The 25,866-nt window shown below is 74.4% G+C and carries 24 protein-coding genes and 1 tRNA gene; 11 read left to right on the top strand and 14 right to left on the bottom strand.

From position 1 onward, the window contains the following. Nucleotides 1-6: 6 nt before the first annotated feature. From G8D98_RS13220 to G8D98_RS13240, 5 genes are all read left to right on the top strand, one after another. Complete coding sequence (locus G8D98_RS13220; RefSeq protein ID WP_166104235.1) at nucleotides 7-870, top strand: aldo/keto reductase; 864 nt, start codon at nucleotides 7-9, stop codon at nucleotides 868-870. A gap of 155 nt (nucleotides 871-1,025) precedes the next feature. Beyond that, entirely contained in the window at nucleotides 1,026-2,183 is a 1,158-nt protein-coding gene (locus tag G8D98_RS13225; protein ID WP_166104239.1) for a WD40/YVTN/BNR-like repeat-containing protein, read from the top strand. Between the two features lie 10 nt (nucleotides 2,184-2,193). Further along, complete coding sequence (locus G8D98_RS13230; protein WP_166104242.1) at nucleotides 2,194-2,748, top strand: YdeI/OmpD-associated family protein; 555 nt, start codon at nucleotides 2,194-2,196, stop codon at nucleotides 2,746-2,748. Between the two features lie 122 nt (nucleotides 2,749-2,870). Then, nucleotides 2,871-3,842 carry a hypothetical protein gene (locus tag G8D98_RS13235; protein ID WP_166104245.1) on the top strand — a complete coding sequence of 324 codons (972 nt, stop codon included), beginning with the start codon at nucleotides 2,871-2,873 and terminating at the stop codon, nucleotides 3,840-3,842. Nucleotides 3,843-3,916: 74 nt separating this feature from the next. After that, nucleotides 3,917-4,933, top strand: coding sequence for an alpha/beta hydrolase (locus tag G8D98_RS13240; protein ID WP_229661972.1), 1,017 nt, complete (start codon nucleotides 3,917-3,919; stop codon nucleotides 4,931-4,933). A 22-nt stretch (nucleotides 4,934-4,955) separates the two neighbouring features. Here the strand turns inward: G8D98_RS13240 and G8D98_RS13245 are convergent, their stop codons facing one another. From G8D98_RS13245 to G8D98_RS13265, 5 genes are read right to left on the bottom strand one after another with little or no spacing between them, the layout of a single operon-like run. Continuing rightward, a complete protein-coding gene (locus G8D98_RS13245) occupies nucleotides 4,956-6,206 on the bottom strand; it encodes an acyl-CoA dehydrogenase family protein (RefSeq protein ID WP_166104248.1) in 1,251 nt (416 codons plus the stop codon). Between the two features lie 29 nt (nucleotides 6,207-6,235). Continuing rightward, nucleotides 6,236-7,294, bottom strand: a complete 1,059-nt coding sequence (locus G8D98_RS13250; protein ID WP_166104251.1) for a phosphotransferase family protein — start codon at nucleotides 7,292-7,294, stop codon at nucleotides 6,236-6,238. A gap of 3 nt (nucleotides 7,295-7,297) precedes the next feature. Further along, a complete protein-coding gene (gene fabG / locus G8D98_RS13255; protein WP_166104254.1) occupies nucleotides 7,298-8,053 on the bottom strand; it encodes a 3-oxoacyl-ACP reductase FabG in 756 nt (251 codons plus the stop codon). Continuing rightward, the gene (locus tag G8D98_RS13260) at nucleotides 8,050-9,102 is read right to left on the bottom strand and encodes an NADPH:quinone oxidoreductase family protein (RefSeq protein ID WP_166104257.1); all 1,053 of its coding nucleotides are present in this window, start codon (nucleotides 9,100-9,102) and stop codon (nucleotides 8,050-8,052) included. Before G8D98_RS13260 ends, fabG begins: the two co-directional genes overlap by 4 nt. 13 nt (nucleotides 9,103-9,115) lie before the next feature. Further along, on the bottom strand, nucleotides 9,116-9,895 hold the full coding sequence (locus G8D98_RS13265) for an SDR family oxidoreductase (protein WP_166104259.1): 780 nt from the start codon (nucleotides 9,893-9,895) through the stop codon (nucleotides 9,116-9,118). 121 nt (nucleotides 9,896-10,016) lie between these two features. Between G8D98_RS13265 and G8D98_RS13270 the strand changes: the two genes are divergently transcribed. The 3 genes from G8D98_RS13270 to egtB all read left to right on the top strand — a co-directional run bounded on the left by G8D98_RS13270 (nucleotide 10,017) and on the right by egtB (nucleotide 14,909). Then, the gene (locus tag G8D98_RS13270; protein WP_229661971.1) at nucleotides 10,017-10,619 is read left to right on the top strand and encodes a TetR/AcrR family transcriptional regulator; all 603 of its coding nucleotides are present in this window, start codon (nucleotides 10,017-10,019) and stop codon (nucleotides 10,617-10,619) included. A gap of 82 nt (nucleotides 10,620-10,701) precedes the next feature. Further along, nucleotides 10,702-13,491 carry a DEAD/DEAH box helicase gene (locus tag G8D98_RS13275; protein WP_166104262.1) on the top strand — a complete coding sequence of 930 codons (2,790 nt, stop codon included), beginning with the start codon at nucleotides 10,702-10,704 and terminating at the stop codon, nucleotides 13,489-13,491. 92 nt (nucleotides 13,492-13,583) lie between these two features. Continuing rightward, entirely contained in the window at nucleotides 13,584-14,909 is a 1,326-nt protein-coding gene (egtB, locus tag G8D98_RS13280) for an ergothioneine biosynthesis protein EgtB (RefSeq protein ID WP_166104265.1), read from the top strand. 27 nt (nucleotides 14,910-14,936) lie between these two features. On the opposite strand, the gene bfr is transcribed toward egtB, so the two are convergent. Together bfr and G8D98_RS13290 are read right to left on the bottom strand one after the other, a co-directional pair. Then, on the bottom strand, nucleotides 14,937-15,431 hold the full coding sequence (gene bfr, locus G8D98_RS13285; RefSeq protein ID WP_166104267.1) for a bacterioferritin: 495 nt from the start codon (nucleotides 15,429-15,431) through the stop codon (nucleotides 14,937-14,939). Beyond that, the gene (locus G8D98_RS13290) at nucleotides 15,418-15,645 is read right to left on the bottom strand and encodes a (2Fe-2S)-binding protein (RefSeq protein WP_166104270.1); all 228 of its coding nucleotides are present in this window, start codon (nucleotides 15,643-15,645) and stop codon (nucleotides 15,418-15,420) included. The genes bfr and G8D98_RS13290 overlap by 14 nt, the downstream gene beginning before the upstream one ends. Before the next feature lie 116 nt (nucleotides 15,646-15,761). Between G8D98_RS13290 and G8D98_RS13295 the strand changes: the two genes are divergently transcribed. Then, complete coding sequence (locus G8D98_RS13295; protein WP_166104164.1) at nucleotides 15,762-15,977, top strand: DUF6767 domain-containing protein; 216 nt, start codon at nucleotides 15,762-15,764, stop codon at nucleotides 15,975-15,977. Between the two features lie 15 nt (nucleotides 15,978-15,992). Here the strand turns inward: G8D98_RS13295 and G8D98_RS13300 are convergent, their stop codons facing one another. Beyond that, on the bottom strand, nucleotides 15,993-17,306 hold the full coding sequence (locus tag G8D98_RS13300; protein WP_166104273.1) for a condensation domain-containing protein: 1,314 nt from the start codon (nucleotides 17,304-17,306) through the stop codon (nucleotides 15,993-15,995). A gap of 50 nt (nucleotides 17,307-17,356) precedes the next feature. Between G8D98_RS13300 and G8D98_RS13305 the strand changes: the two genes are divergently transcribed. Then, nucleotides 17,357-18,154: an alpha/beta fold hydrolase gene (locus G8D98_RS13305; protein WP_166104276.1), complete on the top strand. Its 798-nt coding sequence runs from the start codon at nucleotides 17,357-17,359 to the stop codon at nucleotides 18,152-18,154. A 27-nt stretch (nucleotides 18,155-18,181) separates the two neighbouring features. Here G8D98_RS13305 and G8D98_RS13310 read toward each other — a convergent pair whose 3' ends face one another. The 6 genes from G8D98_RS13310 to G8D98_RS13335 all read right to left on the bottom strand — a co-directional run bounded on the left by G8D98_RS13310 (nucleotide 18,182) and on the right by G8D98_RS13335 (nucleotide 25,179). Beyond that, the gene (locus G8D98_RS13310) at nucleotides 18,182-19,633 is read right to left on the bottom strand and encodes a DNA polymerase IV (protein ID WP_166104279.1); all 1,452 of its coding nucleotides are present in this window, start codon (nucleotides 19,631-19,633) and stop codon (nucleotides 18,182-18,184) included. Between the two features lie 41 nt (nucleotides 19,634-19,674). Then, the gene (locus G8D98_RS13315; protein ID WP_229661970.1) at nucleotides 19,675-20,112 is read right to left on the bottom strand and encodes a DoxX family protein; all 438 of its coding nucleotides are present in this window, start codon (nucleotides 20,110-20,112) and stop codon (nucleotides 19,675-19,677) included. Between the two features lie 64 nt (nucleotides 20,113-20,176). Next, nucleotides 20,177-21,331, bottom strand: a complete 1,155-nt coding sequence (locus G8D98_RS13320) for a glycerate kinase (RefSeq protein WP_166104282.1) — start codon at nucleotides 21,329-21,331, stop codon at nucleotides 20,177-20,179. Nucleotides 21,332-21,575: 244 nt separating this feature from the next. After that, nucleotides 21,576-23,213, bottom strand: a complete 1,638-nt coding sequence (locus G8D98_RS13325; RefSeq protein ID WP_166104284.1) for a DNA glycosylase AlkZ-like family protein — start codon at nucleotides 23,211-23,213, stop codon at nucleotides 21,576-21,578. Between the two features lie 415 nt (nucleotides 23,214-23,628). Then, nucleotides 23,629-23,711, bottom strand: a tRNA-Leu gene (locus G8D98_RS13330). 85 nt (nucleotides 23,712-23,796) lie between these two features. Further along, entirely contained in the window at nucleotides 23,797-25,179 is a 1,383-nt protein-coding gene (locus G8D98_RS13335) for a glucose-6-phosphate dehydrogenase (protein ID WP_166104287.1), read from the bottom strand. 198 nt (nucleotides 25,180-25,377) lie between these two features. On the opposite strand from G8D98_RS13335, the gene G8D98_RS13340 reads away from it, so the two are divergent. Then, a partial coding sequence (locus G8D98_RS13340) for a DUF3662 domain-containing protein (protein WP_166104291.1) occupies nucleotides 25,378-25,866 on the top strand: 489 nt, incomplete at its 3' end.

Raw genomic sequence — 25,866 nt, forward strand, 5'->3', positions numbered from 1 at the left:
GATGTCATGAAGCAGCGTGCTCTCGGAGACCTCCAGGTCGGCGCGATCGGGCTCGGCGGCATGCCGATGTCGATCGAGGGCCGCCCGGAGGAGGCGCGCTCGGTCCGGACCATCCACGCGGCGCTCGACGCCGGTGTCACGTTCATCGACACCGCCGACGCCTACCACCGCGACGCGGGGGAGGTCGGCCACAACGAGGAGCTCATCGCCACGGCACTGCGTGAGTACGGCGGGGACACCTCCGCCGTCGTGGTCGCCACCAAGGGTGGGCACCTGCGCCCCGGCGACGGCTCGTGGACCCTCAACGGTCGGCCCGAGTACCTCAAGGACGCCGCGAAGGCCTCCGCGAAGCGGCTCGGGGTGGACGCCATCGGGCTCTACCAGTTCCACCGCCCGGACCCGGCGGTCCCCTATGCCGAGTCCGTCGGAGCCCTGGTCGAGCTGCTCGAGGAGGGCGTGATCCAGCGGGCCGGGATCTCCAACGCGACGGTCGCCCAGATCGACGAGGCCAACGAGGTCCTCGGGGGCCGGCTGGTGTCGGTGCAGAACCAGTTCTCCCCGGCCTTCCGCTCCTCGCGCGAGGAGCTCGAGCACTGCGCCTCGCTCGGCATCGCCTTCCTGCCGTGGAGCCCGCTCGGCGGGATCAAGAAGGCCTCCGGCCTCGGGGACGAGCACTCCGCGTTCGCGCAGGTCGCGCAGGCGCACGGGGTGAGCCCCCACCAGGTCGCCCTGGCCTGGGAGCTCGCGCTCGCCGACGTCGTCCTGCCCATCCCGGGCGCCTCGCGCCCGGAGTCCATCACCGACTCCGCCCAGGCGGCCGACCTCGAGCTGACCGCCGAGGAGGTCGCCGCGCTCGACAGCGACGACTGACCCTCCTCCCGGCGACCCCGGGGGCCGGTGCCCGCGCACCGACCCCCGGGGTCGCTGCCGTCGGGGGGCGTCCGCGCCGGTTGCCACGACCGCCGCCCACCGGGACACTGGGGCCCACCGCCGCAGACGGGCGGCGTCACCCGAAGGGGCTCGCGATGACCGGGACGGCGCTCCACCTGCTCGTCGGGACGACCAAGGGCGCGTTCGTCCTCGACGGCACCCCCGAGCGCACCGGCTGGAGTGTGCGTGGGCCCTACTGTGACGGCTGGCCGGTCAACCACGTCGTCGGCGACCCGGAGACGGGGATGGTCTGGGCGGGCGGGGGCGGCGCCTGGTCCGGCGCGGGCGTGTGGCGCTCGGCCGACCGCGGCCACACCTGGGCGCTGTGCAAGCTGACGACCGGCGAGCTCGACTCCTGGGCGGCCCGCGACCCCGGGTTCGCGCAGATGGTCGGCTGGAGCGAGGAGCCGGCACCCTTCGGCGACGGGTTCGACCAGGTGTGGTCCCTCGCCCGCTCGGGCGAGCGGCTCTACGCCGGCACCAAGCCCGCGATGCTGCTCGTCAGCGAGGACGACGGCCGGACCTGGTCGGAGGTCAAGGGCCTGAGTGACCATCCCTCGCGCGAGGAGTGGGTCCCCGGGGGTGCCGGGCTGGTCCTGCACACCGTGGTGCCCGATGCCGTCGACCGCGAGCGGCTGTGGGTGGGCATCTCCTCCGCCGGCGTGTTCGTCACCGAGGACGGCGGGGTCACCTGGCGGCGGTGCAACGACCTCGCGGACCCGACCGCGCAGGAGGGGGTGGCCCACCCCGCGGGGCCCTCGGACGGCCTCACCGGGATGTGCGTCCACCACCTCGAGCAGGCCGGCCCCGACCGGCTCTACCAGCAGAACCACCACGGTGTCTGGCGCTCGGACGACGCGGGCCGCTCCTGGCACGACGTCACCGCCGGGCTGCCGTCCACCTTCGGCTTCCCGCTGTGGGCCCACCCGCGCGACCCGGACACGGTGTGGACGCTGCCGCTGAACGGCGACATGGCGGGCCGCTTCCCGCCCGACGCCGCGGCGGCGGTGTGGCGCTCACGCGACGCCGGAGTGACCTGGGAGGCCCAGCGCTCCGGTCTGCCGCAGGAGGCGTGCTTCTTCACCGTCCTGCGCCAGGCGATGAGCGGCGACCACCGGGACCCGGCAGGGGTCTACTTCGGGACGAACAGCGGCTCGGTGTTCGCCAGCCGCGACGAGGGCGCGACATGGGACGAGGTGGCCCGGCACCTGCCGACGGTCCTGTCCGTCGACGTCCTCGAGGTCCAGGCGTAGGTTTGCGCCCATGACCACGCGCAGCGCCGCCGGCACGACCGTGCGCTTCGCCGGTGACCTCGAGATCGTCGGGGCGACCCGGCTGGTGCGGCTGCCGGCGCAGGCCAGCGCCGCGCTGCCCTCACGCGGGCAGGTCGCCGCCCGGGCGTCGCTGCGGGGCGTCGGGTTCGACACGGTGGTCGAGCCCGACGGACGCCGTGGCCACTGGCTGCGCGTCGAGGACGCGCTCGCCCGCGAGGCCGGCCTCTCCGCGGGGGAGCACGTCGACGTCGAGCTCCAGGTGGCGACGCAGTGGCCGGAACCCCAGGTGCCGGCCGACCTCTCCGAGGCCCTCGGCGCCGCCCCGGAGCACATCCGCGAGCTCTGGCGCGACATCACGCCGATGGCCCGCTGGGAGTGGGTGCGGTGGGTCGGCGCCACCCGCAGCCCCGAGACGCGGGCCAAGCGCGTGCGGGTGGGGCTGGACAAGATGGACCACGGCACCCGCCGGCCGTGCTGCTTCGACCTCTCCGCGTGCACCGACCCCGACGTCGCCCGTGGCGGGAAGCTGCCCGAGCCGTCCTGAGGCCGTCGGCAGGACTCCGGGCCGGCGATCTCGCGGACGAGCGGGCCGGCGCCGTCGGCCGAACCCTCCGTCTTCGTCGGCCCGGGTCGTAGGATCGGGCTTTCCCGGCAACGGAGCTGACGATGCAGGAACTCGTAGGGCGCCTGAGCGCCCTGGACCCGACCTCGGGCGACGAGCTGAAGGTCATCGGGTACTTCGACGCGCTCATCGCGGGGGCCGCCGGCACCGAGGCCCTGCTCAAGGGCGCGGCGGTGCTCAGCGGCACCGTCGCCGGTGCCTGCTGGCCCGGTGGCGCGCTGCGCATGTCACCCGAAGGGGTGCGCCTGCCCGCCGGCGAGGCCGGCGGGTGGCCGAGCCGCCCGGCGGCGGACGGCCGGGTGTGGCTCGAGCGGACGGGTCCGGCACACGCCAACGACGCCATGGTGCTCGAGCGCTGCGCGCTCGGGGTGTCCATCGTGCGCGGCCGGCACCGGGAACGCTCCCTCGGCCCCCTGGGGGTGCTCCTCGACGGGGAGCGCACCCCGCAGGAACGGACCGCGGCCGCCGCGCGGGCCGGGCTCGGCCCTCGGGTGCGCGCGCTCGCGGTGACAGCGGACCGGCACCTCCCGGGCGCCTCCGCGGTGCTGGCCGGCACCGACGGCCCGGTGCGGCTCGCGGTGCTCCACCCGCGCGACGCCGCTCCGGCGGAGGGGCCCGTCGGCCTGGGCCCCTGGGGTGAGCCCGCACAGCTGGTCCGGTCGGCGTCGGCGGCGAGGCTCGCCCTGCAGGTCAGCCGGGCCACCGGCGCACCGGTCGACGCCGAGGAGCTCGGGGGGCTGCTCGAGGCCGCCGCCGCCCTCGCGCAGCGCACCCCGCCCGCGCCCGACGTCGCCGTCCTCGACACGCTCGACGAGCGCTCCCTGCGCATCCTCGACGTGCTCGTCGGCTCAGAGAGCCTGCGCGCGGCGGCCGCCGCGTTGGGCATGCACCACTCGAGCCTGGCCGCCCGGCGGACCGCGCTGGCCGAGGCCCTCGGCTACGACCCGTGGACGGCCCGCGGGCGTGCCCGCTGCCAGCTCGCCCGCCTCGCCCAGCAGCTCGGCCGGCCCGGCTGAGCGCGCGTTCGGCGCACGCGGGCCCGGATCGCGCCGCGACTGGCGGGTGACGCGGCCCGCGGCACCGCCCGACCATGGGAGAGCGCCACGACGAGGTGGTGCCCGACGAGAAGAGGACGCCGATGTCCACGACGCTGCCCCGTCCCCCGTTCGACCCCGAGCTCGAGGCCGTGCTCGCCGCCCTCGCCGAGGCGCTGCCGAGCACGATCACCCCGGAGATGATCCCGGCGCTGCGCGCCCCCCTCCCGATGGACGTCCCGGTCGACGAGGCCCTGGCCGAGGCCAAGGTGCGCCGGACCGACCACACCATCGCCGGCCATCTCGGCGACGAGATCGAGGTGAGCGTCCTGGAACGGGAGGACCGCACCGGCACCGCACCGGTCGTCTTCCACACCCACGGCGGCGGGATGATCATGGGCGACCGGTTCACCGGTCTGGCCCAGTTCCTCCCCTGGGTCACCGAGCTCGGGGCCGTCGTCGTCACCGTCGAGTACCGCCTCGCCCCGGAGAACCCCGACCCCTACCCCGTCGAGGACTGCTACGCCGGGCTCGTGTGGACCGCCGAGCACGCCGACGAGCTCGGCGTCGACACCTCCCGGCTGCTCATCGCCGGCGCCAGCGCCGGTGGTGGCCTCGCGGCCGGCACGGCGCTGCTCGCACGCGACCGCTCGGGTCCGCAGCTCGCCGGCCAGCTGCTCATCTACCCGATGCTCGACGACCGTGACGCCACGGTCTCGACCGCCCAGATCGACGGGGTGGGCGTGTGGGACCGCACGAGCAACCTCACCGGGTGGACGGCGCTGCTCGGCGAGCGCCGGGGCACCGACGAGGTGTCCGTGTACGCCGCCCCGGCCCGGGAGACCGACCACACCGGCCTACCGCCGGCCTACATCGACTGCGCCACCGCCGAGGTCTTCCGCGACGAGGACGTCGCCTACGCCACCGGCCTGTGGCGTGCGGGGGTCCAGGCCGAGCTGCACGTCTGGCCGGGGGGCTTCCACGGGTGCGACATGATGGCGCCGCACACCGCGGTCGCGCAGGCCATGGTCGCGACCCGCGACGCGTGGGTGGCCAAGATGCTCGCCGGCTGACGCTCGAGAGGGCGCCGGCCGCTCAGCCGGCCGGCGCCCTGACGGCCGCCTGGCGCCGCAGCTCGGCCTTGGCGAGGGCGTTCGTGTGCACCTCGTCGGGACCGTCGGCGAAGCGCAGGGTCCGCACCCCCGCCCAGGCCGCGGCCAACGGGAAGTCCTGCGAGATCCCGCCGGCCCCGTGCACCTGGATCGCCTTGTCGAGGACCCACTCGACCGTCTGCGGCGTGGCGACCTTGATCGCCTGGATCTCGGTGTGCGCCCCCCGGGTGCCGACGGTGTCCATGAGCCACGCGGCCTTGAGGACGAGCAGCCGCAGCTGCTCCACCCGCACCCGGGCCTGTGCGATCCAGTCGCGCACGACCCCCTGCTCGGCGAGCGGCCGCCCGAAGGCGACCCGCTCGCTCGCCCGGGCGCACATCAGCTCGATCGCCAGCTCCGCGACGCCGATCGCCCGCATGCAGTGGTGGATCCGGCCCGGGCCGAGCCGCGCCTGGGCGATGGCGAAGCCCGCACCCTCCTCCCCGACGAGGTTGGCCGCGGGCACCCGCACGTCGTGGAAGGCCAGCTCGGCGTGCCCCCCGTGGTCGTGGTCGTCGTAGCCGAAGACCGTCATCGGGCGCACGACCTCCACGCCGGGCGCGTCGCGCGGAACGAGGACCATCGACTGCTGGCGGTGCCGGTCGGCGTCGGGGTCGGTCTTGCCCATGACGACGAACACCTCGCACTGCGGGTTCATCGCCCCGGTGATCCACCACTTGCGGCCACTGACGACGTACTCCCCGCCCTCGCGCCGGATGCTCGTCGCGATGTTCGTGGCGTCCGAGGAGGCGACGTCCGGCTCGGTCATCGCGAACGCCGAGCGGATCCTGCCCTCGAGCAGCGGGACGAGCCAGCGCTCCTGCTGCTCGGGGGAGCCGAACATCGCGAGCACCTCCATGTTCCCGGTGTCGGGCGCCGCACAGTTCAGCGCCGCCGGGGCCAGCCGGCCGAGCCGGCCGGTGAGCTCGGCGAGGGGCGCGTACTGGAGGTTGGTCAGCCCGGCCCCGAGCCGACGGCCCCCGGTGTCTCCCGGCAGGAAGAGGTTCCACAGCCCGCGCTCGCGGGCCTCGGCACGCAGCTCCTGGAGCACCGGGACGCTCGACCACGCCCACGGGTCGGCGAGCGCGGCGACCTGGTCGTCGAACACCGCCGCCGCGGGGACGAGCCGGGTGTGCAGGAAGTCGCGCAGCTCGCCGCTCAGCTGCTCGGTCCGGGCATCGGGCGTGAAGTCCACGTCGGTCTCCTCTGGGGCGGGTGCGGATGCTAGGCGTGGCCGCCGACGGCGTCGAGCCCGGCGGCGAGCAGGGGGTCGACGACGGCGCCGACCCCTGCGAAGCCCTCGCCGACGGTCTGCCCGGCGAGGTAGCGGTGGTGGATGCCCTCGAGGATCGCCGCGAGCTTGTACGCCGCGAGCCCGAGGTGGAAATCGAGCGGCACCGGCCCGAGCCCGCACGTGGCGGCGTAGCGCTCGAGCATCCCGCGCTCGTCGAGGTGGCCCGGAGCCCGGACGGCGTCGGCGACCGCACCCGGGGCGAGGTCGGCGAGGCGGCCGTAGAGCACGAGCAGGGCGAGGTCGGTGCGGGTGTCGCCGAGGGTGGCCATCTCCCAGTCGAGGACCGCGGCAACCTGGTCGTGGTCGTCGACGAGGAGGTTGTCGAGCCGGTAGTCGCCGTGGACGATGCCCGGACGCGCCTCGGCCTCGGCGCCCTCGACGCCGTCGGCGAGGGCACGGGCGAGGCGGGACTCCAGCGGCCGCTCGGTCGTCAGAGAGGTCGCCATCTGCGTCCGCCAGCGGGTCACCTGGCGCCCGAGGAAGCCCTCGGGGCGGCCGAAGTCCGCGAGCCCGACCGCCTCCGGCTCGACCGCGTGCAGCGCCGCGAGCGTGTCGACCAGACGCTCGCTGATGGCCCGGGTGCGCGCCTCGCCGAGCGGCGCGAGCTGGCCGACAGTCCGGTACGGCGTGCCGGGCACGTCGGACATGACGTAGAACGGAGCGCCGACGACCGACTCGTCGGCACAGAAGGCGTACGTCGCGGGGACTGGGACGGCGGTGGGCGCGAGGGCCGAGACGACGCGGTGCTCGCGTCCCATGTCGTGCGCGGTGGCCAGGACGTGCCCGAGCGGTGGGCGGCGCACGACCCAGGTGCGCTCCCCGTCGCCGACCCGGTAGGTGAGGTTGGACTTCCCGCCGGCGACGAGCTCGACGTCGAGGGGGCGTGTGGGGCCGGCCAGCGCGGTGTCCGGGTCGTCGCCGAGCACCCGGCGCCACCAGGCGGTGAGGGCGTCCGGCTCCAGCCCTGGGGGCGTCGGGGAGGGGCTCATCGGTCAGTCGCGGGGGCCGCCGGCGACGTAGAGCACCTGGCCGGAGACGAACCCGGCACCCTCGCTGCAGAAGAACGAGGCGGCGTGGGCGATGTCCGCGGGGCGGCCGATCCTGGCCACGGGCGTCTCACGGGCCACCGCCTCCTTGAACTGCTCGAAGTCGACCCCGACCCGGGCCGCGGTCGCGGCGGTCATGTCGGTCTCGATGAAGCCGGGGGCGATGGCGTTCGCCGTGACGTTGTACCGCCCGAGCTCGATGGCCAGCGTCTTGGTCAGCCCCTGCATCCCGGCCTTGGCGGCGGAGTAGTTCGCCTGCCCGCGGTTGCCGAGCGCCGAGGTGCTCGAGAGGTTGACGATCCGCCCGAAGCGCTCCTGCACCATGTGCGCCTGGCAGGCCCGGGTCATGAGGAACGCGCCGCGCAGGTGGACGTCCATCACGGCGTCCCAGTCGGCGGTCGTCATCTTGAAGAGCAGGTTGTCGCGGATGATGCCCGCGTTGTTGACGAGCACCGTCGGCGGGCCGAGCTCGGTGGCCACCCGCTCCACGGCCGCGGTGACCGCCTCCTCGTCCGACACGTCGCAGCCCACGGCCAGGGCCGTGCCGCCGGCGTGCGCGATGTCCTCCACGGTCGAGCGGCAGGCGGACTCGTCGAGGTCGACGACGGCGACGGACATCCCGTCGGCGGCCAGCCGGCGGGCGACCTCGGCGCCGATGCCACGTGCTGCTCCGGTGACGACAGCGGTTCGGGCGGTGCTCATCTGAGGGGCCTCCTCGGGTCGGGGTCGGGTCGTTCGGGGTCCGCTGACGGGCGGCGCGCGGCGGGGTCGGCGACGTAGACGACCCGCCCGACCGTGTGCCCGTCCGCGAGCCGCTGGACACCCGCGGCGACGTCCTCGAGCCCCAGGCGCTCGCTGACCAGGGGGGCGAGCGCGCCGGCGTCCGCGAGCCGGACGAGCTCGGCGTGGACGTCCCGCACGGCCTCGGGCTCGCGGGCGGCGTAGAGCCCCCAGTGCAGCCCGAGAACGGCGTAGTTCTTCACGAGGGCGTGGTTGAGCGCGGCGGACTGGATCTCCCCGCCGGCGAAGCCGACGACGACGATCCGCCCCTCGAAGGCGACGCACCGGGTGGCGCTGCGGTAGGCCTCGCCACCCACGGGGTCGAAGACGACGTCGGCGCCACGGCCGCCGGTGACCGAGCGGACGACCTCGACGACGTCCTCGGTGTGCCGGTCGACGACGACGTCGGCCCCGAGCCGGCGCGCCACCTGCGCCTTGTGCGGCCCACCGACGACCGCGACGACCCGGGCCCCGGCCGCGCGGCCGAGCTGGACGGCGGCGCTGCCCACGCCACCGGCCGCCGCGTGCACGAGCAGGGTCTCCCCGGCGCGCAGACCCGCACGCCGGTGCAGCCCGAACCACCCGGTCTGGTAGGCGATGTGCAGCGAGGCCGCCTGGGCGTCCTCGAGCGAGTCCGGGGCGGGGAAGGTGGACCCGCCGTCCATAGCGGCCAGCTCGGCGAACCCGCCGTGGGGCAGCGCCGTCGTCCCGAGGACCCGCTCCCCGACCGCGACCCCGTCGACCCCGTCGCCGACGGCGACGACCTCGCCGCAGACCTCGATGCCCGGGGTGAACGGCAGCGGCGGACGCACCTGGTAGTGGCCCCGGCACATGAGGACGTCCGGGAAGTTGGCCGGCGTGGCGAGGGCGCGCACGACGACCCGCCCCGCGGTGGCGACCGGCTCGGGTACCTCGGTGAGGGCGAGGACCTCCGCCGGCTCGCCGAGGGCCGGGACCTGCCAGGCCCTCACCGGCTCCGGCCCATCACAGGCCTCCGGTCAGGGTGAGCCCGCCGTCGACGACGAGGGTCTGCCCGGTGACCCAGGCGGCGTCCTCGGACAGGAGGAAGGCGACGGCGCCGGCGACGTCCTCGGGCACCCCGAGGCGCCCCAGCGGGTACCGGGCGGCGACCTGCTCCTCGCGACCCTCGTAGAGGGCGCGCGCGAAGCGGGTCTTGACCACGCCGGGGGCGACGGCGTTGACCCGCACGCCGGGCCCGAGCTCGACGGCGAGCTCCTCGGTGAGGTGGATGAGCGCGGCCTTGCTCGCGCCGTACATGGCGATGCCCGGGGCCGGGGCGGTGCCGGCCACGGACGCGACGTTGACCACCGCGCCGCCGTGCTCGCGCATCCAGCCCGCGTGGACCGCCTGGGTCCAGCCGAGGCTCGCGGTGACGTTGACCTCGAGGATCTTGCGGGCGGCGTCGAGGTCGAGGTCCATCAGGGGTCCGTAGGCGGGGTTGATCCCGGCGTTGTTGACGAGCAGGTCGAGGCGACCGAAGGTGCCCACCGCCGCAGCCACCGCCGCGGCCCGGTGGTCGGCGTCGTCCGACCTGCCGGCGACGGCGAGGGCGACCGGTGGGCCCCCGAGCCGGTCGACCGCCTCGGTCAGCGTCTCCTCGGTGCGCGCGGTGAGGACCACGCGCCCGCCCTCGGCGACCACCCGCTCGGCGATGCCGAGGCCGATGCCGCGGCTCGCGCCCGTGACGAGGGCGACGCGGCCGGCGAGCCGGCCCGCCGCGGCGGCGGTGTCGTCGGTGGGCATCGGTGCCTCCCAGGGGTTGACTAAGCGCTTGCTCAGGCACAGCATGGCCGTCGTGCCGCCACCGCGTCAACCCCCGCCGTCCCCGGGCGGACGCGGTCGCAGCGCGCCCGAGGAGGACGACGTGACCGAGACCCGACGCCCGGCACCACGGTCCGGCGAAGCCCGCGACCGGCTGTACAACGCCGCCGTCGAGGCCTTCTCCCGCAAGGGTTTCCACGGCACAACCACCCGCGACATCGCCGCTGCCGCCGGCATGTCCCCGGCGGCGCTGTACGTCCACCACCGCTCCAAGGAGGACATCCTCTACCGCATCTCCCGCCGCGGCCACGAGACGATGCTCGCCGTCCTGCGCTCGGCCCGGGCCTCGAGCGCGGACCACGTGGAGCGGCTGCGCGCGGTCGTGCGCGACGTCGTGAGCTACCACGCCCGGGCGCACGTCCTCGCCCGCGTGGTCAACGACGAGCTCGCGGCGCTGGCGCCGGAGCACCGCACGGAGGTCGAGGCCCTGCGGCACGCCGTCGACGCCGAGATGCAGGGGGTCGTCCAGGACGGGGTCGCGGACGGCGCGTTCCACTGCGAGGACCCGCGGGTCGCGGCGGCGGCGCTCCTCTCGCTCGCCGTCGACGTCGCCCGCTGGTACCGCGAGGACGGTGCCTGGACCCCCGAGGAGCTCGGTGAGCACTACGCGCACCTCGCGGTCCGCATCGTCGGTGCCGGCCGCTGAGGGGCGAGGCCGTCCACGCCGAGCGACCGGCCGCCATGCCCGGCATCCCGGGGGAGCGGCGGATCGGGGAGAATCGCCGACGATGACCCTCACCGACCGCCTCACCGGGGCCGACGGCCGCCCGGGCGGCCCCGGCATCGGCCCCGACGCCGCCCTGGACGTGTTCGTCGAGTGGGCCGGCGAGCGGGGGTTCACGCTCTACCCGGCCCAGGAGGAGGCCGTGCTCGCCCTCACCGAGGGGGCCCACGTCGTCCTCGCCACGCCGACCGGCTCCGGCAAGTCCCTCGTCGCGGTCGCCGCCCACGCCCTGGCGCTCGCCACCGGACGGCGCTCCTGGTACACCGCGCCGATCAAGGCACTCGTCTCCGAGAAGTTCTTCGCCCTCGTCGAGACCTTCGGGGCGGAGCACGTCGGGATGCTCACCGGCGACGCGGCGGTCAACCCCGGAGCACCGGTCATCTGCGCCACCGCCGAGGTCCTCGCCAACCACGCTCTGCGCGAACGAGACTCCTCCGATGTCGGGCTCGTCGTCATGGACGAGTTCCACTTCTACGGCGAGCCGGACCGCGGCTGGGCCTGGCAGGCCCCCCTCCTACTGCTGCCGGGCGCGCAGATGCTCCTGATGTCGGCGACGCTCGGCGACACGCATGCGATCGAGGAGGACCTGCACGCGCGCACCGGGCGGGAGGTCCTCGCCGTCACAGGCACGCAGCGCCCCGTGCCCCTGGAGTACGAGTGGGTGCTCACGCCCGTCCACGAGACCCTCGAGCTGCTGCTGCGCGAGGACAAGGCACCGGTCTACGTGGTGTCGTTCACCCAGGCGGCAGCGGTCGAGCAGGCTCAGGCCCTGGCTTCGGTCGAGGTCGTCACCGCGGCCCGCAAGGCCGCCCTCAAGGAGGCCGTCGGCGGCTTCCGCTTCGGGAAAGGCTTCGGGCACACCCTCCGACGGCTCGTCCTGCACGGCATCGGCGTGCACCACGCGGGGATGCTGCCGAAGTACCGCCGGCTCGTCGAGACCCTCGCCCAGGCCGGCCTGCTCGCCGTCATCTGCGGCACGGACACCCTCGGCGTCGGCATCAACGTCCCCATCCGCACCGTCCTGCTCACCTCGCTGACCAAGTACGACGGCCGGCGGCAGCGGGTGCTGCGCGCCCGCGAGTTCCACCAGATCGCCGGGCGGGCAGGCCGTGCTGGCTTCGACACCCTCGGCCACGTCGTCGTCGAGGCACCCGAGCACGTCATCGAGAACGCCAAGGCGCTCGCCAAGGCCGGCGAGGACCCGAAACGACAGCGCAAGGTCGTACGCAAGAAGCCCCCCGAGGGCACGCTGTCCTACACCGAGGCCACCTACGAGCGGCTCGTCGGCGCCCCGCCGGAGCCCCTGCGGCCCCGGATGCGGGTGACCCACGCGATGGTGCTCGGCGTCCTCGACCAGTGGGAGGGCCAGCAGGACGCGCTGTACACCCTCGTGCTCGACAACCACGAGGACGACGAGCGGCGCGCACGGCTCCTCGAGCGGGCCGTGCAGGTCGTCGGCTCGCTGCTGAGCGCCGGGGTCCTCGAGCCGGACGACGGCTCCTCCCTCAAGGACTGGCTGCCCCCCGAGCCCGAGCCAGAGGAGCCCGAGGCCCCCGCCGAGCAGGGGGCGGACACCCCCGAGGCGCCGTCGGAGGGGCTCGGCGCGCTCGGCGAGGCCCTCGCGGCCGCCGGCTTCGCGGCGCCCGAGGAGCCCACCCCCGAGCAACCCGCGTCCTCGGCCGGGGCAGCGGAGGGCCTCCGGGACACCCCGGCGGACCGCCCGCCCCTGGAGCGGTTCCTGCGCCGCGAGGGCCCCCGCTACGCCGAGGGTCCCTTCCAGGTGGCCATGGACCTCCACGAGGGGTTCGCCCTCAACCAGCCGCTCTCGGCCTTCGCGCTCGCGGCCCTGGAGCTGCTCGACCGGGAGTCGCCGGACTACGCGCTCGACGTCGTGAGCGTCATCGAGGCCACCCTCGACGACCCACGCCCGGTCCTGCTGGCCCAGCAGTTCGAGGCCCGCGGCGAGGCGGTCGCCGCGATGAAGGCCGACGGGCTGGAGTACGAGGAGCGGATGGAGGCCCTCGAGGAGGTCACCTGGCCGCGACCGCTCGCCGACCTGCTCGACCAGGCCCTGCGCACCTACCGGCGCAGCCACCCCTGGGTCGACCCACGCGACCTGTCGCCGAAGTCGGTCGTGCGCGAGATGTTCGAGCGGGCGATGACCTTCGGGGAGCTCGTGGCCCACCACAAGCTCGCCCGGGCCGAGGGCGTCCTCCTGCGCTACCTCACCGACGCCTACCGGGCCCTGCGCTCCACCGTGCCACTCTCGGCGCGCACCGAGGAGCTCGACGACCTCGTCGAGTGGCTGGGCGAGGTGGTCCGCCACACCGACTCCAGCCTGCTCGACGAGTGGGAGGCCCTGACCCACCCCACCCAGACGGCCGAGGACGAGGTCCGCCCCACCCCCGAGGGCCGAGCCCTGAGCGCAAACCCTCGGGCGCTGCGGGTCATGGTGCGCCAGAGCATGTTCCGGCGCGTGGAGCTGCTGGCGCTCGGCCGCTACGAGGCCCTGGCCGCGCTCGACGGAGGGCTGAGCGCCGCGCAGTGGCAGGACGCCGCGGCGGGCTACCTCGCGGAGTACGGCGAGGTCGGCGCCGGCCCGGACGCCCGCGGGCCGGCCCTCTTCCACGTCGAGCAGCGGGACGGCACCTGGGCGGTCACCCAGATCCTCCAGGACCCGGAGGGCGACCACGACTGGCGGATCACCGCCGAGCTCGACCTCGCGGCGACCGACGAGGCCGGCGAGCCGGCACTCGTCGTCACCGGGTTGGCCCCCACCGGCGGCGGGGGCTGACCGGCCGCCTACGCGCTCGCGCTCCGGTGGCCGCAGCGCGCGGCCGGGGTGAGGATGGGGGCGACCGGCTACCCGAGGAGAGGACCCCGGCCATGAGCGCGACCGCCCCGTGGGACGCCACGAGCCTCGCCACCCGCTACGACGAGGTGCGGGCGCACACCGAGCGCCTCGCGGCGCCGCTGTCGCCGGAGGACCAGACCGTGCAGTCGATGCCCGACGTCTCGCCGACGAAGTGGCACCGGGCGCACGTCACGTGGTTCTTCGAGACCTTCGTGCTCAGCCCGCACGAGCCGGGGTTCGCCCCCTTCCAGGACCGCTACTGGTTCCTCTTCAACAGCTACTACGAGAGCCTCGGGCCGCGGTACTCCCGCCCCGACCGGGGGCTCGTCACCCGGCCCGGCGCGCACGACGTCGGGCTCTACCGGGGCAACGTCGACGACCGGATGCGCGACCTGGTCGCCTCCCTCGACGACGGCACCGTCGACAAGCTCGCGCCCACCGTCGAGCTCGGCTTCCACCACGAGCAGCAGCACCAGGAGCTGCTCCTCATGGACATCAAGCACGTCCTCTCGCGCAACCCTCTCGAGCCGGTCTACGGCGGCACCCGGCCGGCCCGCACCGAGCCCGACGACCTCGGCTGGGTCGACGTCGAGGGCGGGCTCGTCGAGGTCGGGCACGAGGGGGAGGGGTTCGCCTTCGACAACGAGCTCCCCCGCCACCGGCAGTGGCTGGAGCCGTACCGGCTGGCCGACCGGCTCGTGACGAACGGCGAGTGGCTGCGGTTCATGGCCGACGGCGGGTACGCGCGCCACGAGCTGTGGCTCTCCGACGGCTGGGCCACCGTCCAGCGCGAGGGCTGGCGGGCGCCCTTGTACTGGAGCGAGCACGACGGTGTCTGGCTCGAGCACACCCTCCACGGCACGTGGCCGGTCAACCCCGGGCTGCCCGTCGGGCACGTCAGCTTCTACGAGGCCGAGGCGTACGCGACGTGGGCCGGCAAGCGCCTGCCGAGCGAGGGGGAGTGGGAGCACGCCGTCGTCGAGGACGGGCAGGGCGACGCCGCGCGCTCCGGCGGCAACCTCGCCGACCTCGAGCACTTCCACCCGAGCGCGGCGCCCGCAGCCGGTGGCGAGCACCGGCTGCGCCAGGTCTACGGCGACTGCTGGGAGTGGACCTCCTCGGCCTACCACCCCTACCCCGGGTTCCGTGCGGCCGACGGGGCGATCGGCGAGTACAACGGCAAGTTCATGAGCAACCAGATGGTGCTGCGCGGCGGCTGTGCGCTCACCCCGCCGGCCCACGCTCGGCTGACCTACCGCAACTTCTTCCCACACCGCGCGCGCTGGGCGCTCACCGGCGTCCGACTGGCCGACGGCGGGACACCCCGAGAGGTGGGAGGGCCGGCCGGACGCGGCTGACCCTCCCCGCGCGGGGTGGCCGACCGCTCAGGACGGCGAGGGGCCCGCGCCCGCCTCCATCTGCTGGGCGAGGTACTGCTGGATGCTGATCCGCTCGATGGCGTCGAGCTGGGACTCGAAGAAGTCGGCGTGCTTCTCCTCGTCGCGGACCATCTCCTCGAACACCGCGGCCGACCCGTGGTCGCCGAGGTCGTGGCACTCCTTGGCCGAGGCGTTGAACTGGGCCACGGCGGCGAGCTCGCTGCGGTGCGCCAGCCGGAGCATCTCCTCGGCGGTCTCCCCGACGGTGATCGCGCCGAGCTTCTGGACGTTCGGGTGGCCCTCGAAGAAGAGGATCCGGTTGATCAGCGCGTCGGCGTCGCGCATCTCGTCGATCGACAGGTCGTAGAACACCTTGCCGAGCCGCGTGAAGCCCCAGTTGTCGAGCATCCGCGCGTGGAGGAAGTAGGTGTTGGTCACCGTGAGCTCGAAGGTCAGGGCCTCGTTGAAGAGCTCGACGATGCGGGGGTCAGCTGGCTGCACGGAAGGTCTCCTCCTCGACGGGGGGCACCACCGCGGTCTCGATGGTGCTCGCGACGTCATGGTCGCAGAGAAGGGCCTTGACCGAGAACACGCAGCCCCCGCAGTCGGTGCCGGCGCCGGTGGCCCGGCAGACCTGCGCCAGGGTGTGGGCGCCCTCGTCGACGGCGGCGGTGATCGCGGTGTCGTTGACGACCCGGCAGTGACAGACGATCACCGCTGACCTCCCTGGGCTCCCGCGGCGGGTCCGCGGCTGGACCCACCTAACCACATGCAGGTGAGCCTTGCCTAACAAGGGGCGAGGAGGCCGCGCCGGCGGCGTACCCTGGGCGGGTGAGCCTCCCGACCCGCGCGCGCCGCCGGCCGGACCCGAAGTGCCCGATCCGCGTGGGGGAGTACTGCACCCTGTGCGTCCCCGGAGCCACCGGGCCCCAGGACTGCGGCCTGGTCTACCTCGTCATGGACGACGACGAGCTGCGCGAGGCACTCGCGGAGAACCGGCGGGGACACGCGCCGCGACGCACCGGCGCGCCGGGCTCACCCGCCTGAGCGCGGCCGCGCCGCTCAGGACGCCGCGGCCACCCGCAGCGCGCGCTCGACGGCGTCCAGCCAGGCCCCGACGTTCTCGCGGGCCTGTGGGGTGTCCGGGTAGCGGCAGCGCAGGTGCAGCCCCGAGTCGTTGACGACGAACCAGACCATGACACCGTCCGTGCGGATGCGGGCCGAGACGTACTGCAGCTCCAGGGCGGGGTCGATCCGCACGGGCAGGCGCCGGGTGTCGAGCCAGGAGACGGCGAACATCCCCGGTGCCTGCGGCATGCCGCCCCACGGGGCGAGGATCGGCGCCAGCGGCCACGACCCCAGCCCGAGGGCCTCCTTGACCGCCGACGCGCACGCCGCCGGGTCCGGGTCGAAGGACTCGATGACCGCGTTCGTGATGAACCAGCCGCAGGCGTCGTGCCAGCGGCCCTCGTAGCGGCTGTGCACCGGGAAGACCGCCCGCAGCGGCCGGTGCGCCACCTCGCGGGTCGCGCTCGTCAGGGCGGAGACCGCCAGGGCGATGGTGCGCAGGCCCGCCTCGTGGGCGCGCTGGGAGAGCGTGCCGACCTCCTCGGCGTCGAGGACGTCGCGGACCTCGACGACCTCGGGCCTGGCGCTGGAGACGTCGCCGAGAGGGAGCGGGAAGAGCGGCATCAGGCCACCCTCGGCCTCGAGGATGTCGGCCCAGCGACGGCGGACCTGCCCGGGAGCGGCCGGGCGGGCCTCGAGGGCTGCCGTGTGCTCGGCGAAGGCGGGCGCGGCCGGCAGGGAGGCCCCGACGGGGCCGGTCCCCGCCCGGACGTCCTCGAGGCAGGCGAGCAGGTCGCGCACGAGCACCACGAGACTCCACATGTCGACGTGCGCGTGGTCGGCCGCGATGACGAGGGCTGGCCGGGGGTCCTCCGCGTCGGCGTCGGGCACGACGAGGCAGAGCCGGTGCGAGGGGACCGCACAGGACCGGCACGCGGTGTCGAGGACGTCGCGCAGCACCTCGCGGGTGGCGTGTCCGTCGACGGGGTGCTCGCTCCACGTCCCGGCACCGAGGGTGACCTCGTGCAGGCGCAGGTCGCCGTCGCCGGTGCGGGAGAAGGCGGTTCGTAGCGTCCCGTGCCGCTGGACGACCGCCTGCCAGGCCTCGGCGAGGGCGTCCTCGTCTGCCGGACCGGAGAGGCGGACGGCGACCGCCATCCACGACCCGGGCCGGTCCCCCTCGCCGACGTGCCGGCCCTGGTCGAACGAGACCGGGAGCCGGCGGCCGGGGGGACCGGTGGGCGCGAGCGCGAGGCTGCGGACCCGGCCGGGCGGCAGCGACATCTGCGCGACGTTCGTCAGCCGCATGCCGCCGTACTCTAGGCGCATCCCCGACGATGGTTCCTCCTGGAGGCGGTGTGCCCACCCTCGACCTGCCCGACGCGGCGCTCGACTACGACCTTTCCGGGGATGCCGGCCCCCTCGTGGTGCAGCTGCACGGCCTGAACTCCTCGCGCGAGCGGGACGAGCGCATCGGCCTCGACCTCGGGCGCGCCCTGCGCGGGCACCGCGTGCTGCGCTACGACGCCCGCGGACACGGCCGCTCGAGCGGGGGCACGGACCCGCGCAGCTACACCTGGCCGCGCCTGGCCGACGACCTGCTCGCCCTGCTCGACGTGGTGGCCCCCGGCGAGCGGGTGCACGGGCTCGGGCCCTCGATGGGCTCGGGGACGCTGCTGCACGCCGCCGTGCGCCACCCGGAGCGCTTCGCGAGCCTGACGCTGGCGATTCCCCCGACGGCGTGGACGACCCGGCGGGCCCAGGCCGCCACCTACCTGGCCAACGCCGAGCTCGTCGAGCGCGAGGGGCTGGCGGCGTTCGTCGCCCGGGCCGAGGAGGCCGGGGCGCCGCCGGCGCTCGCCGATGCACCCCTGACCGACCCCTCGGTGCCCGAGGAGCTGCTGCCCACCGTCCTGCGGGGTGCGGCCGCCACCGACCTGCCCGAGCCGGAGGCACTGCGCGAGCTCGACGTGCCGACGCTCGTGCTCGCCTGGAGCGACGACGCGGGGCACCCCCTGAGCACCGCCGCTCTCCTGCACGAGCTGCTCGACGACAGCCGCCTCGTCGTCGCGCGCACCCCGTACGGGATCATGGCCTGGCCGGGCCTGTTCGCCGACCACGTCGCGACCGCCGGCGCACTGACCGCCCGCTCCTGACCTCCCGGCGCCCGCCGGCGCAGGCGGTCAGCCCGTCCCGGCGGGCTCGTCCTGCGGTCGCCACTGCGGCGGCTCGGCGGGGAGGAGCTCGGGGTCGTCCTCGGCGAAGGTGCGCACCCGGCCCACCTCAGTGTGCGGGCCTTCGAAGCGCACGGTGACCCGCCCCACCCCGCTGCCCTGCACCCAGCCCCGCCCGTGCGCGGCGTGCTCGACGTCCTGGCCGGGGCGCCAGGCTGCCCGGCCCACCGGCTCCTCCGGGGGCGGCTCGCCCGGCGACGGGTCGTCGGGTGGAGGCTCGCTCGGCCCACCCCCGGCGTCCGGCCGGACGAACCCGCCGTCCACGTCCTCCTCCTCGCTCTCGGCGGCGGGGGTTCCCGGGCGGGCGCGCCGAGCCGGGGTGGCCTGCTCCAACAGCCCGTCGAGCAGGTCGGGCTGGGTGTAGAGCGACAGCCCCGAGACCCCGACCCCGAGCAGGCGCAGCCCGCCGGCGACGTCGAGCCCGGCAAGCAGGCGCTGGGCGTGGCGCAGGACGACGGCGTCGTCGTCGGTGGGCTGGTCGAGGGTCACCGACCGGGTCAGGGTGCTGAAGTCGTAGCGCCGCGCCTTGAGTACGACGGTGCGCCCGGAGAGTCCGTCGGCGCGCAGCCGCTGCCCGACCCGGCTCGTGAGCCGGCGCACGTGCTGCTCGAGCCGGAGCCGGTCGGTGACGTCGGTGGGAAAGGTCGACTCCGCCGAGACCGACTTCGCTGCCCGCTCGGTGACGACCTCGCGGTCGTCGAGGCCCTGCGCGAAGGCGTGCAGCTGCCGCCCGTGGGCGCTGCCGAGGAGTGCGACCACCTCGCCGAGGTCGAGCGTGGCCAGTCGGCCGACCGTCGTCACGCCGTGCGCGGCCAGCCGCGCGGCGGTCGCCGGGCCGACCCCGGGGATGGTGCGGACCGGCAGCGGGGCGAGCCGGTCGGCCTCCTCGCCGGCGGGCACGACGAGCAGCCCGTCGGGCTTGGCCAGGTCGGAGTGGATCTTCGCGACGAGCTTGCTCGTCCCGGCCCCGACCGAGGCGGTGAGCCCGGTGCGCCCGCGGATCCGGGAGCGCAGGCCCGCCGCGAGCTCGGCGACCGCCTCGGCGTCGGCCGTGGGCAGCGCCGGCGTGAGGTCGAGGTAGGCCTCGTCGATGGAGACCTGCTCGAGCAGCGGGGTCAGCTCACGAGCGAGGTCCATCACGGCGTGCGAGCAGTCGCGGTAGGCCTCGAACCGAGGGCTGAGGAAGGCGGCGTTCGGGCAGCGTCGCCGGGCCTCGGCCATCGGCATCGCCGACCGGATGCCGAAGGCGCGGGCCTCGTAGGAGGCCGTCGAGACCACACCGCGTCCGCCGACCCCCCCGACGACGACCGGCTTGCCCCGCAGGGACGGCTTGTGCAGCTGCTCGACCGCGGTGAAGAAGGCGTCGAGGTCCAGGTGGAGGATCACCGGGCGGGCACGCACGGACCCAGTCTCCCTCCCCCCACCGACCGCGCGGCGCCGCGTCAGGCGCCCCGCGGGTCCCCGGCGTAGCGGGCCCACGCCATGAGCACCGGCTGGGCGGCCAGGCGCGCCATCCGCTTCTCGTCGGTGTCGAGCCCGAAGCCGTCCTTGCGCTCGAGCCACTGGGCGACGTTGCCGGGGAAGACCCCGAGGAAGAAGAGCGCGCCGAGGGTCCCGACCCGCGCGCGGGTGGGCTGGCGCCAGGTGAGCAGGGTCGTCGCGCCGAGGCCGATCTCGGCCCACCCGGACCAGACGACGACGTCGTCGGCGTCGAGGGGCACCCACTCGGGGACCTGGGCCTGGAACTCCTCCCGGGCCACGGTGAGGTGGGCCACGCCCGCGCCGACGAGCGCGGCCCCCAGGGCCACCTTGCTCGTGGCGCGCAGGGCGCGGGAGAGGCGTTCGCGGCGGGTGGGGGTGGGGTCGTCGTGGCGGGCCATTCCCCCAGTGTGCGAGGTCGGCGGGCCACGCGGGGGGTTCGGGGCGGGCGGGTGGCGGCCGCTCTCAGCCGGCACCCACCCAGGCCGCCAGCGAGGCGGCGAGCGAGCGTGCGGTCCGTCGCAGGTCGTCGGCCGTGGCGGCCAGGGCCTCCTCGAGGGTGCGCGGGCCGGGTGCCAGCGGCCAGGCCGCCGCGAGCCGGTCGAGCAGCCCCTCGTACCCGGGACCGAGCGACCCGACGAGGGCCACCGTGGGCACTCCCTGTCGCGCGGCGACCCGCGCGACACCGAGCGGTACCTTGCCCGCGGCGGTCTGCGCATCGAGCCGGCCTTCGCCGGTGATGACGAGCCGCGCTCCGGTACAGGCCTTCTCCAGACCGACCGTGTCGGCCACGAGCTCGACGCCGGAGACGAGCTCGGCACCGAGCACACAGCGCAGGGCGAACCCGATGCCGCCGGCCGCGCCGGCGCCGGGCGTGTGCGGGTCGCCTCCCGCGACCCGGGCGAGCCGCTCCAGGGCGGCGTCGAGCCGGGGGACGTCCTCGGCCGTGGCGCCCTTCTGCGGGCCGTAGACCGCGGCGGCCCCCTCGGGGCCGGTCAGCGGGTTGGTCACGTCGCAGGCGACCCGGATGCTCGTCCCGGCCAGCCGGGGGTGGGCCGGCGTGGCGTCCAGGACGGCGAGGGCGCCCAGGCCCGCCGGGCCCGGGCCGACCGGGGTGCCGGCGGCGTCGAGCAGGTCCACCCCGAGCGCGCCGAGAAGCCCGGCGCCGCCGTCGCTCGTCGCGCTTCCCCCGATGCCGAGGACGACCTCGTCGGCCCCGGCGTCGAGGGCGTGCCGCAGCAGCAGGCCTGTCCCCGCGCTGCTCGCCCGCCAGACGTCGCGCTCGTCGGCTCGCAGCAGGTCCAGGCCGGAGGCCGTCGCGACGTCGAGCGCCACGCGCAGCCGTCCCGACCCGTCCGGCCCGAGCACGCCGTAGCCGGCGGTCACCGGCCGGCCGAGCGGGTCCTGTGACTCCACCTCGACCCAGTGCCCTCCGGTCGCGGCGACCATCGTGCGGGCGGTGCCCTCGCCGCCGTCGGCCATCGGGACCTCGCGCACGTCGGCGTCCGGGAAGACCTCGCGCCAGCCCGCCGCGGCCGCGCGCGCGGCCTCCTGTGCGGTGAGCGCGCCCTTGAACGAGTCCAGAGCCAGGACGACCGGTCCGCCGGTGGAGAGGGTCACGCCCCCACCCTGCCGCACCCGGCCGGGGCACCGGCGGGCGAGGACAGCCGAAACCCCCGGGTCACGCCCCAGAGGTCCGGGGGCGACGCGGGGGTTGGTGCGGTGCGGCTGGCCCCGTGCCCCGGGGCACGTCGCACGTCGCGGTCGAGTGGGTAGTTCCCGAACTCCCTGACCTGCGTCCACACAACACACAGTTGCTCTCCAGGCACAGCCGATGGTGGACTCCAGGCACACCTCTGAGTTCTCATTCCCGGACGTACTTGGCGCCGCGGCGCTCGCCAACCAATCGCAGCTCACCGCGGTCGACCATGCGCTTGAGCACCCCCCTGGCTTGCGTCGGCGACACCTGGCACAGCCCCGCCGCTTGCGCTCGGGTGATCGATCCGTACGCATCCACGTAGTCACCGATCATTCGCTCTTGCTGTATGGGGTCTGCACCCTTCACGCGCACGTAGGCGGTCCGATCCTGCGCCAGGTCGTAGAATCGGGGAGTCAGGTGCAGGCGTCGGCTCCGGCCGACGCCTCGGCTCTCGAGGATGCCCAGCTCGACCAGTTGCGTGGTGGTGCTTCGCACCGCTGCGGGGAGCATGGCCAGCGCCTCGGCGAGCTCGCTCGGAGCGGCTGAGCCCATCGCCTTTATCTCGTGCACCACCCGCAACTGGTCCAACCCCAGAGAGCGCTGCTGTTCGTTCTCAAACGTCAGCAGGAAGCGGACCAGATCGAGGTCCGCCGTTCCGAGAGGGACGGAAACCAGAACTGAGTTCGTCGTGGAGCGTGCATAGCTCGGCGCGTCACGGCCGGCCCGCAGCTGCTGCTCGAACATCTCGTTGACCCCCTTGCCCTTGCGCTCGACCAGTCCGGCCCGTTTGAAGGCGTCGGCAAGGATCGGGCTCCTGGGACGAGACTCATCCAGGATGTTGTGGATCGTGACGCCAGGTGGCAGACCGCCTGGGTTGCTCACCACGAACTCGGCGTCGTCGATCTGCACCCTCGTCGGACCGAGGGCCGAGTAGTCGCGGTGCACGATGGCATTCGCGACTGCTTCGCGTCGGGTCACTGACGGGATGAGCGGGACGTCGAGTCGGTGGATACCCGCCATCAGCTCCGTCACGCTGTTTCGCGCATCGATGAGTGCCTGCATCTCCTCGGTGACACGCAGGAGTGGCCCGACCAGACGTTCGTTGGAAGGGCTTGCCCCCCGCAGGTCCTGGAAGATGAACTCTGCGTTGGGCACCCATCGTGCGACTGCTTCAACCCTGCCGAACAGCAGGATGGCGCCGAGGCTCACCGGAGCCGCAAGGGGGACCAAACCGAGAGCTCGAAGGATGTCCTCGTCCTGGAGGTTCGCGGTGCTGTCCCTGGTCAGGCTGGAGAGTCGGCGATATCGGTCGAACTCAACCGGGTCGAGATCCGTCTGGGTGGCGCCCACCGCGACGGCAGCGGCGTAGTCCTGCCCGCGGGTGACCATCCCCATGCTCACGATCTCCTGCGGCGACATGGGCACGCACTGGGGTTGGCCGAGGGTGTCGAGCACTCGCTTTGTGTAGTACCCATCCTTGGTCGCTACAGGGCCTGGCGTAGCCGTCGGCACATCGATGCGGAACACCTGTTGTCCGTCGATGTGCTCCAGGCTCACCGCGACTCCAAGTGGGGGGTCGGTGCTGTTCTGGACGTATGCCGCCACCCGCGCCGGATCCATGTGGCCGCCAGGGCGCGGCTGGGCACCTACGACCCGTCCGTCGTCATCCACACCGAGCAGGAGTGTGCCGCCTTGGGCGTTCGCCAGGCAGGTCGCGGCCTTGGTGAGGTCCCGATCGTTGAGATGAGACTTGAACTCGGTCGTCAGCGTCTCGCCACCCCGAAGGAGGTCACTCGTGTCCATACTCCACAGTATTGCATAGTTATACGCGTTGATGCGGTCTAGCCCCGTGGAGTCATATTTTTTAATACATGAGTGCCTGGCCGGCACCCAACGCTTCAGGACTCGGCTGGCTGGCCGCACGAGTGCGATGCCTGCACCTGGCCAAGTTCATCGCCGACTCCCAGTTCAGGTCCGACGACAGAACGTGCCGACCAGTGGTACTGCTCGGGGTGCCGACGTCGGTCATGCGATTGGCGTCAACTCGTGCTTGAGGTCTTCCTATGACACTGACGACGAGGCCCAGCATCCATCGACGGCGTCCTGACTACCGGCCGGGCGTGACGTCGGCGCCCCAACAGATACGAAACTCCCGGCCGGATGACCCGACCGGGAGTTTCGTCCGTCTTTTCCAGCTGATTCGTTGACCAGCCCAGAGTGCGCAAGGGGGGATTTGAACCCCCACGCCCGTAAGGACACTGCCACCTGAAGACAGCGCGTCTGCCGTTCCGCCACTTGCGCGTGGTGCTCTGCTGAGCTGTCCCAGTGTGCCCGATGGACCCCGGTTCGGCCAAAGCCGCCCCCTCCCCTGCAGGGCCCGGTGGGCTCACCGCTGCCAGCCCTCCGGCCCGTCCGAGCCCGCCGCGTACTCCTCCATCGGCACCGAGCCACGCCCGAAGGCGCGCAGCACCGGCTCGACGATCCGCCAGCACTCCTCGGCCGAGTCTGCGCGGACCGACAGCAGCCGTGAGCCGTCGAGCACCTGCCCGAGCACCTCGCCGTAGGCCTGCATGCGCGGCGGCGCGAGCTTGGCCGAGAGCATCTTCTGCTCCAGGTCGAACGGGTCGCCCTCGGCGTTCATCGTCATCGTCAGGTCCATCGACCCCGGCTTGAGCCCGATGACGAGCCGGTCCGGGCCGGGTCGGCCGGTGAACCCCTCGGGCAGGTGGGCGACCTCGCGGAAGGTCACGACGACCTCCTTGCGTGCCGTGCCGAGGGCCTTCCCGCTGCGCAGGACGAAGGGGACGCCCGCCCATCGGTTGGTCTCCACCCCGAGGGTCACCTGGGCCAGCGTCTCGGTCATCCGGGAGGGGTCGACGCCCTTCTCGGCCGTGTAGTCGGGCACGCGGCGCCGGCCCAGCCGCCCGGCGGTGTAGCGGGCCCGCCGCGCCGCGCGGGAGGGGCTGCGCCCCCACGGGTGGGTGGCGCGCAGCACCTGCGCCTTCTGGTCCTGCAGCTCCTCGGCGTCGAGGGTGGCCACCGACTCCATGGCGAACAGCGCGAGCACCTGCAGCAGGTGGCTCTGGAGCATGTCGCGCAGCGCCCCCGCACCGTCGTAGTAGCCCGCGCGGCCCTCGAGGGCGAGGTCCTCGTCGTAGACGATCTCGACGCGCTCGATGTGGTCGCGATCCCAGACCGGCTGCAGGAGCCGGTTGGCGAACCGCAGCCCGACGAGGTTGAGCACGGTGTTGACCCCGAGGAAGTGGTCGATCCGGAAGACCTGCTCCTCGGGCACGACCCGGTGCAGCAGCCCGTTGAACCGGCGAGCGCTCTCGCGGGAGGTGCCGAACGGCTTCTCGAGGGCGAGCCGGGTGACCTCGGGCAGGTCGACCCGGGCGAGCAGCTCGCAGCAGTCCATCGTCACCGACGGCGGCAGCGCGAAGAACACGACGAGGGGGCCTTCGCCACACGAGCCGACGAGCTGCGAGAGCGCGTCCGGGTCGAGGATGTCGGCGCTCACGTAGTCGGTGTCCTCGACGACCCGTGAGGTCACCGCCGTGGGCGTCTCGACCGAGGAGAACGCGTCCTCGACCCGCGCGCGCCACTGCGCCGGCGACAGCTGGGCGCGGTCCGCGCCACGGACCCGCACGCGCCGGTCCCGTTCGGTGCCCAGCAGGGTGGCCAGCCCGGGCAGCAGGAGACGCCGCGTCAGGTCGCCGGCGGCGCCGAGCACGAGCAGGGTCACGGGCGGGGAGGTGCGGGTCGCCATGGCCTCGAGCATGCCGCAGCGACCTGGACTCGGGGTGGGAACGCGGCGCGCGGGCCGCACCGGCACCGGAGGCGGCGAAGCGCACCCGGGCCGGCGGGCTCATGGGCGCCACGGGCGCGCGGGTTGGGTGATCCCTCAGCCTCGCCCGATACGCTGGAGGGACGTCTGCCGTACCCGAGACCGATGAGGAGGTGCACGGTGGGTCTGCTCGACCGCCTCGAGGCGGGCATCGAGCGTGCCGTCCAGGGCACGTTCGCCCGGCACCTGCGCTCGGCCGTGCACCCCGTCGAGATCGCCAGCCACATCCGGCGGGCGATGGACGACCGTGCCGTGACCGCCTCCGGGCGGGCCATCGTCCCCAACGTCTTCGTCATCGAGCTCAGCCCCGGCGACTACGACCGGCTCTCCCCGGACCTTCCCGGCGTCGAGGAAGACCTCGTCGCGGCCGCCGAGGAGCACTGCGACGGCCAGCGCTACCAGCCGGCCGGGCCGATCGACATCGTCTTCGAGGAGCACGACGACCTCGAGACCGGCGTCTTCCGGCTGCGCCCGTCCAAGGCCTCGCGCCCGCGCGCCACCGGGATGACCGGGGTGCACCAGGCCGCCCGTGCCCCCCACCCCGGCCCGGGTGCCCCGGCCGCCCCCGCCGCCGGCTCCGCGGGTGCGGCCGCCGGCGCCGCCGCGATG

Source organism: Phycicoccus endophyticus, assembly GCF_011326735.1.
GTDB lineage: Bacteria > Actinomycetota > Actinomycetes > Actinomycetales > Dermatophilaceae > Phycicoccus > Phycicoccus endophyticus.

What these genes read in the sequence shown, in the direction of transcription:
- G8D98_RS13220 (WP_166104235.1), top strand. Translation starts at nt 7, where the DNA reads ATGAAGCAGCGTGCTCTCGGAGACCTCCAGGTCGGCGCGATCGGGCTC.
- G8D98_RS13225 (WP_166104239.1), top strand. Translation starts at nt 1,026, where the DNA reads ATGACCGGGACGGCGCTCCACCTGCTCGTCGGGACGACCAAGGGCGCG.
- G8D98_RS13230 (WP_166104242.1), top strand. Translation starts at nt 2,194, where the DNA reads ATGACCACGCGCAGCGCCGCCGGCACGACCGTGCGCTTCGCCGGTGAC.
- G8D98_RS13235 (WP_166104245.1), top strand. Translation starts at nt 2,871, where the DNA reads ATGCAGGAACTCGTAGGGCGCCTGAGCGCCCTGGACCCGACCTCGGGC.
- G8D98_RS13240 (WP_229661972.1), top strand. Translation starts at nt 3,917, where the DNA reads ATGGGAGAGCGCCACGACGAGGTGGTGCCCGACGAGAAGAGGACGCCG.
- G8D98_RS13250 (WP_166104251.1), bottom strand. Translation starts at nt 7,294, where the DNA reads ATGAGCCCCTCCCCGACGCCCCCAGGGCTGGAGCCGGACGCCCTCACC.
- fabG (WP_166104254.1), bottom strand. Translation starts at nt 8,053, where the DNA reads ATGAGCACCGCCCGAACCGCTGTCGTCACCGGAGCAGCACGTGGCATC.
- G8D98_RS13265 (WP_166104259.1), bottom strand. Translation starts at nt 9,895, where the DNA reads ATGCCCACCGACGACACCGCCGCCGCGGCGGGCCGGCTCGCCGGCCGC.
- G8D98_RS13275 (WP_166104262.1), top strand. Translation starts at nt 10,702, where the DNA reads ATGACCCTCACCGACCGCCTCACCGGGGCCGACGGCCGCCCGGGCGGC.
- egtB (WP_166104265.1), top strand. Translation starts at nt 13,584, where the DNA reads ATGAGCGCGACCGCCCCGTGGGACGCCACGAGCCTCGCCACCCGCTAC.
- G8D98_RS13300 (WP_166104273.1), bottom strand. Translation starts at nt 17,306, where the DNA reads ATGCGGCTGACGAACGTCGCGCAGATGTCGCTGCCGCCCGGCCGGGTC.
- G8D98_RS13315 (WP_229661970.1), bottom strand. Translation starts at nt 20,112, where the DNA reads ATGGCCCGCCACGACGACCCCACCCCCACCCGCCGCGAACGCCTCTCC.
- G8D98_RS13325 (WP_166104284.1), bottom strand. Translation starts at nt 23,213, where the DNA reads ATGGACACGAGTGACCTCCTTCGGGGTGGCGAGACGCTGACGACCGAG.
- G8D98_RS13335 (WP_166104287.1), bottom strand. Translation starts at nt 25,179, where the DNA reads ATGGCGACCCGCACCTCCCCGCCCGTGACCCTGCTCGTGCTCGGCGCC.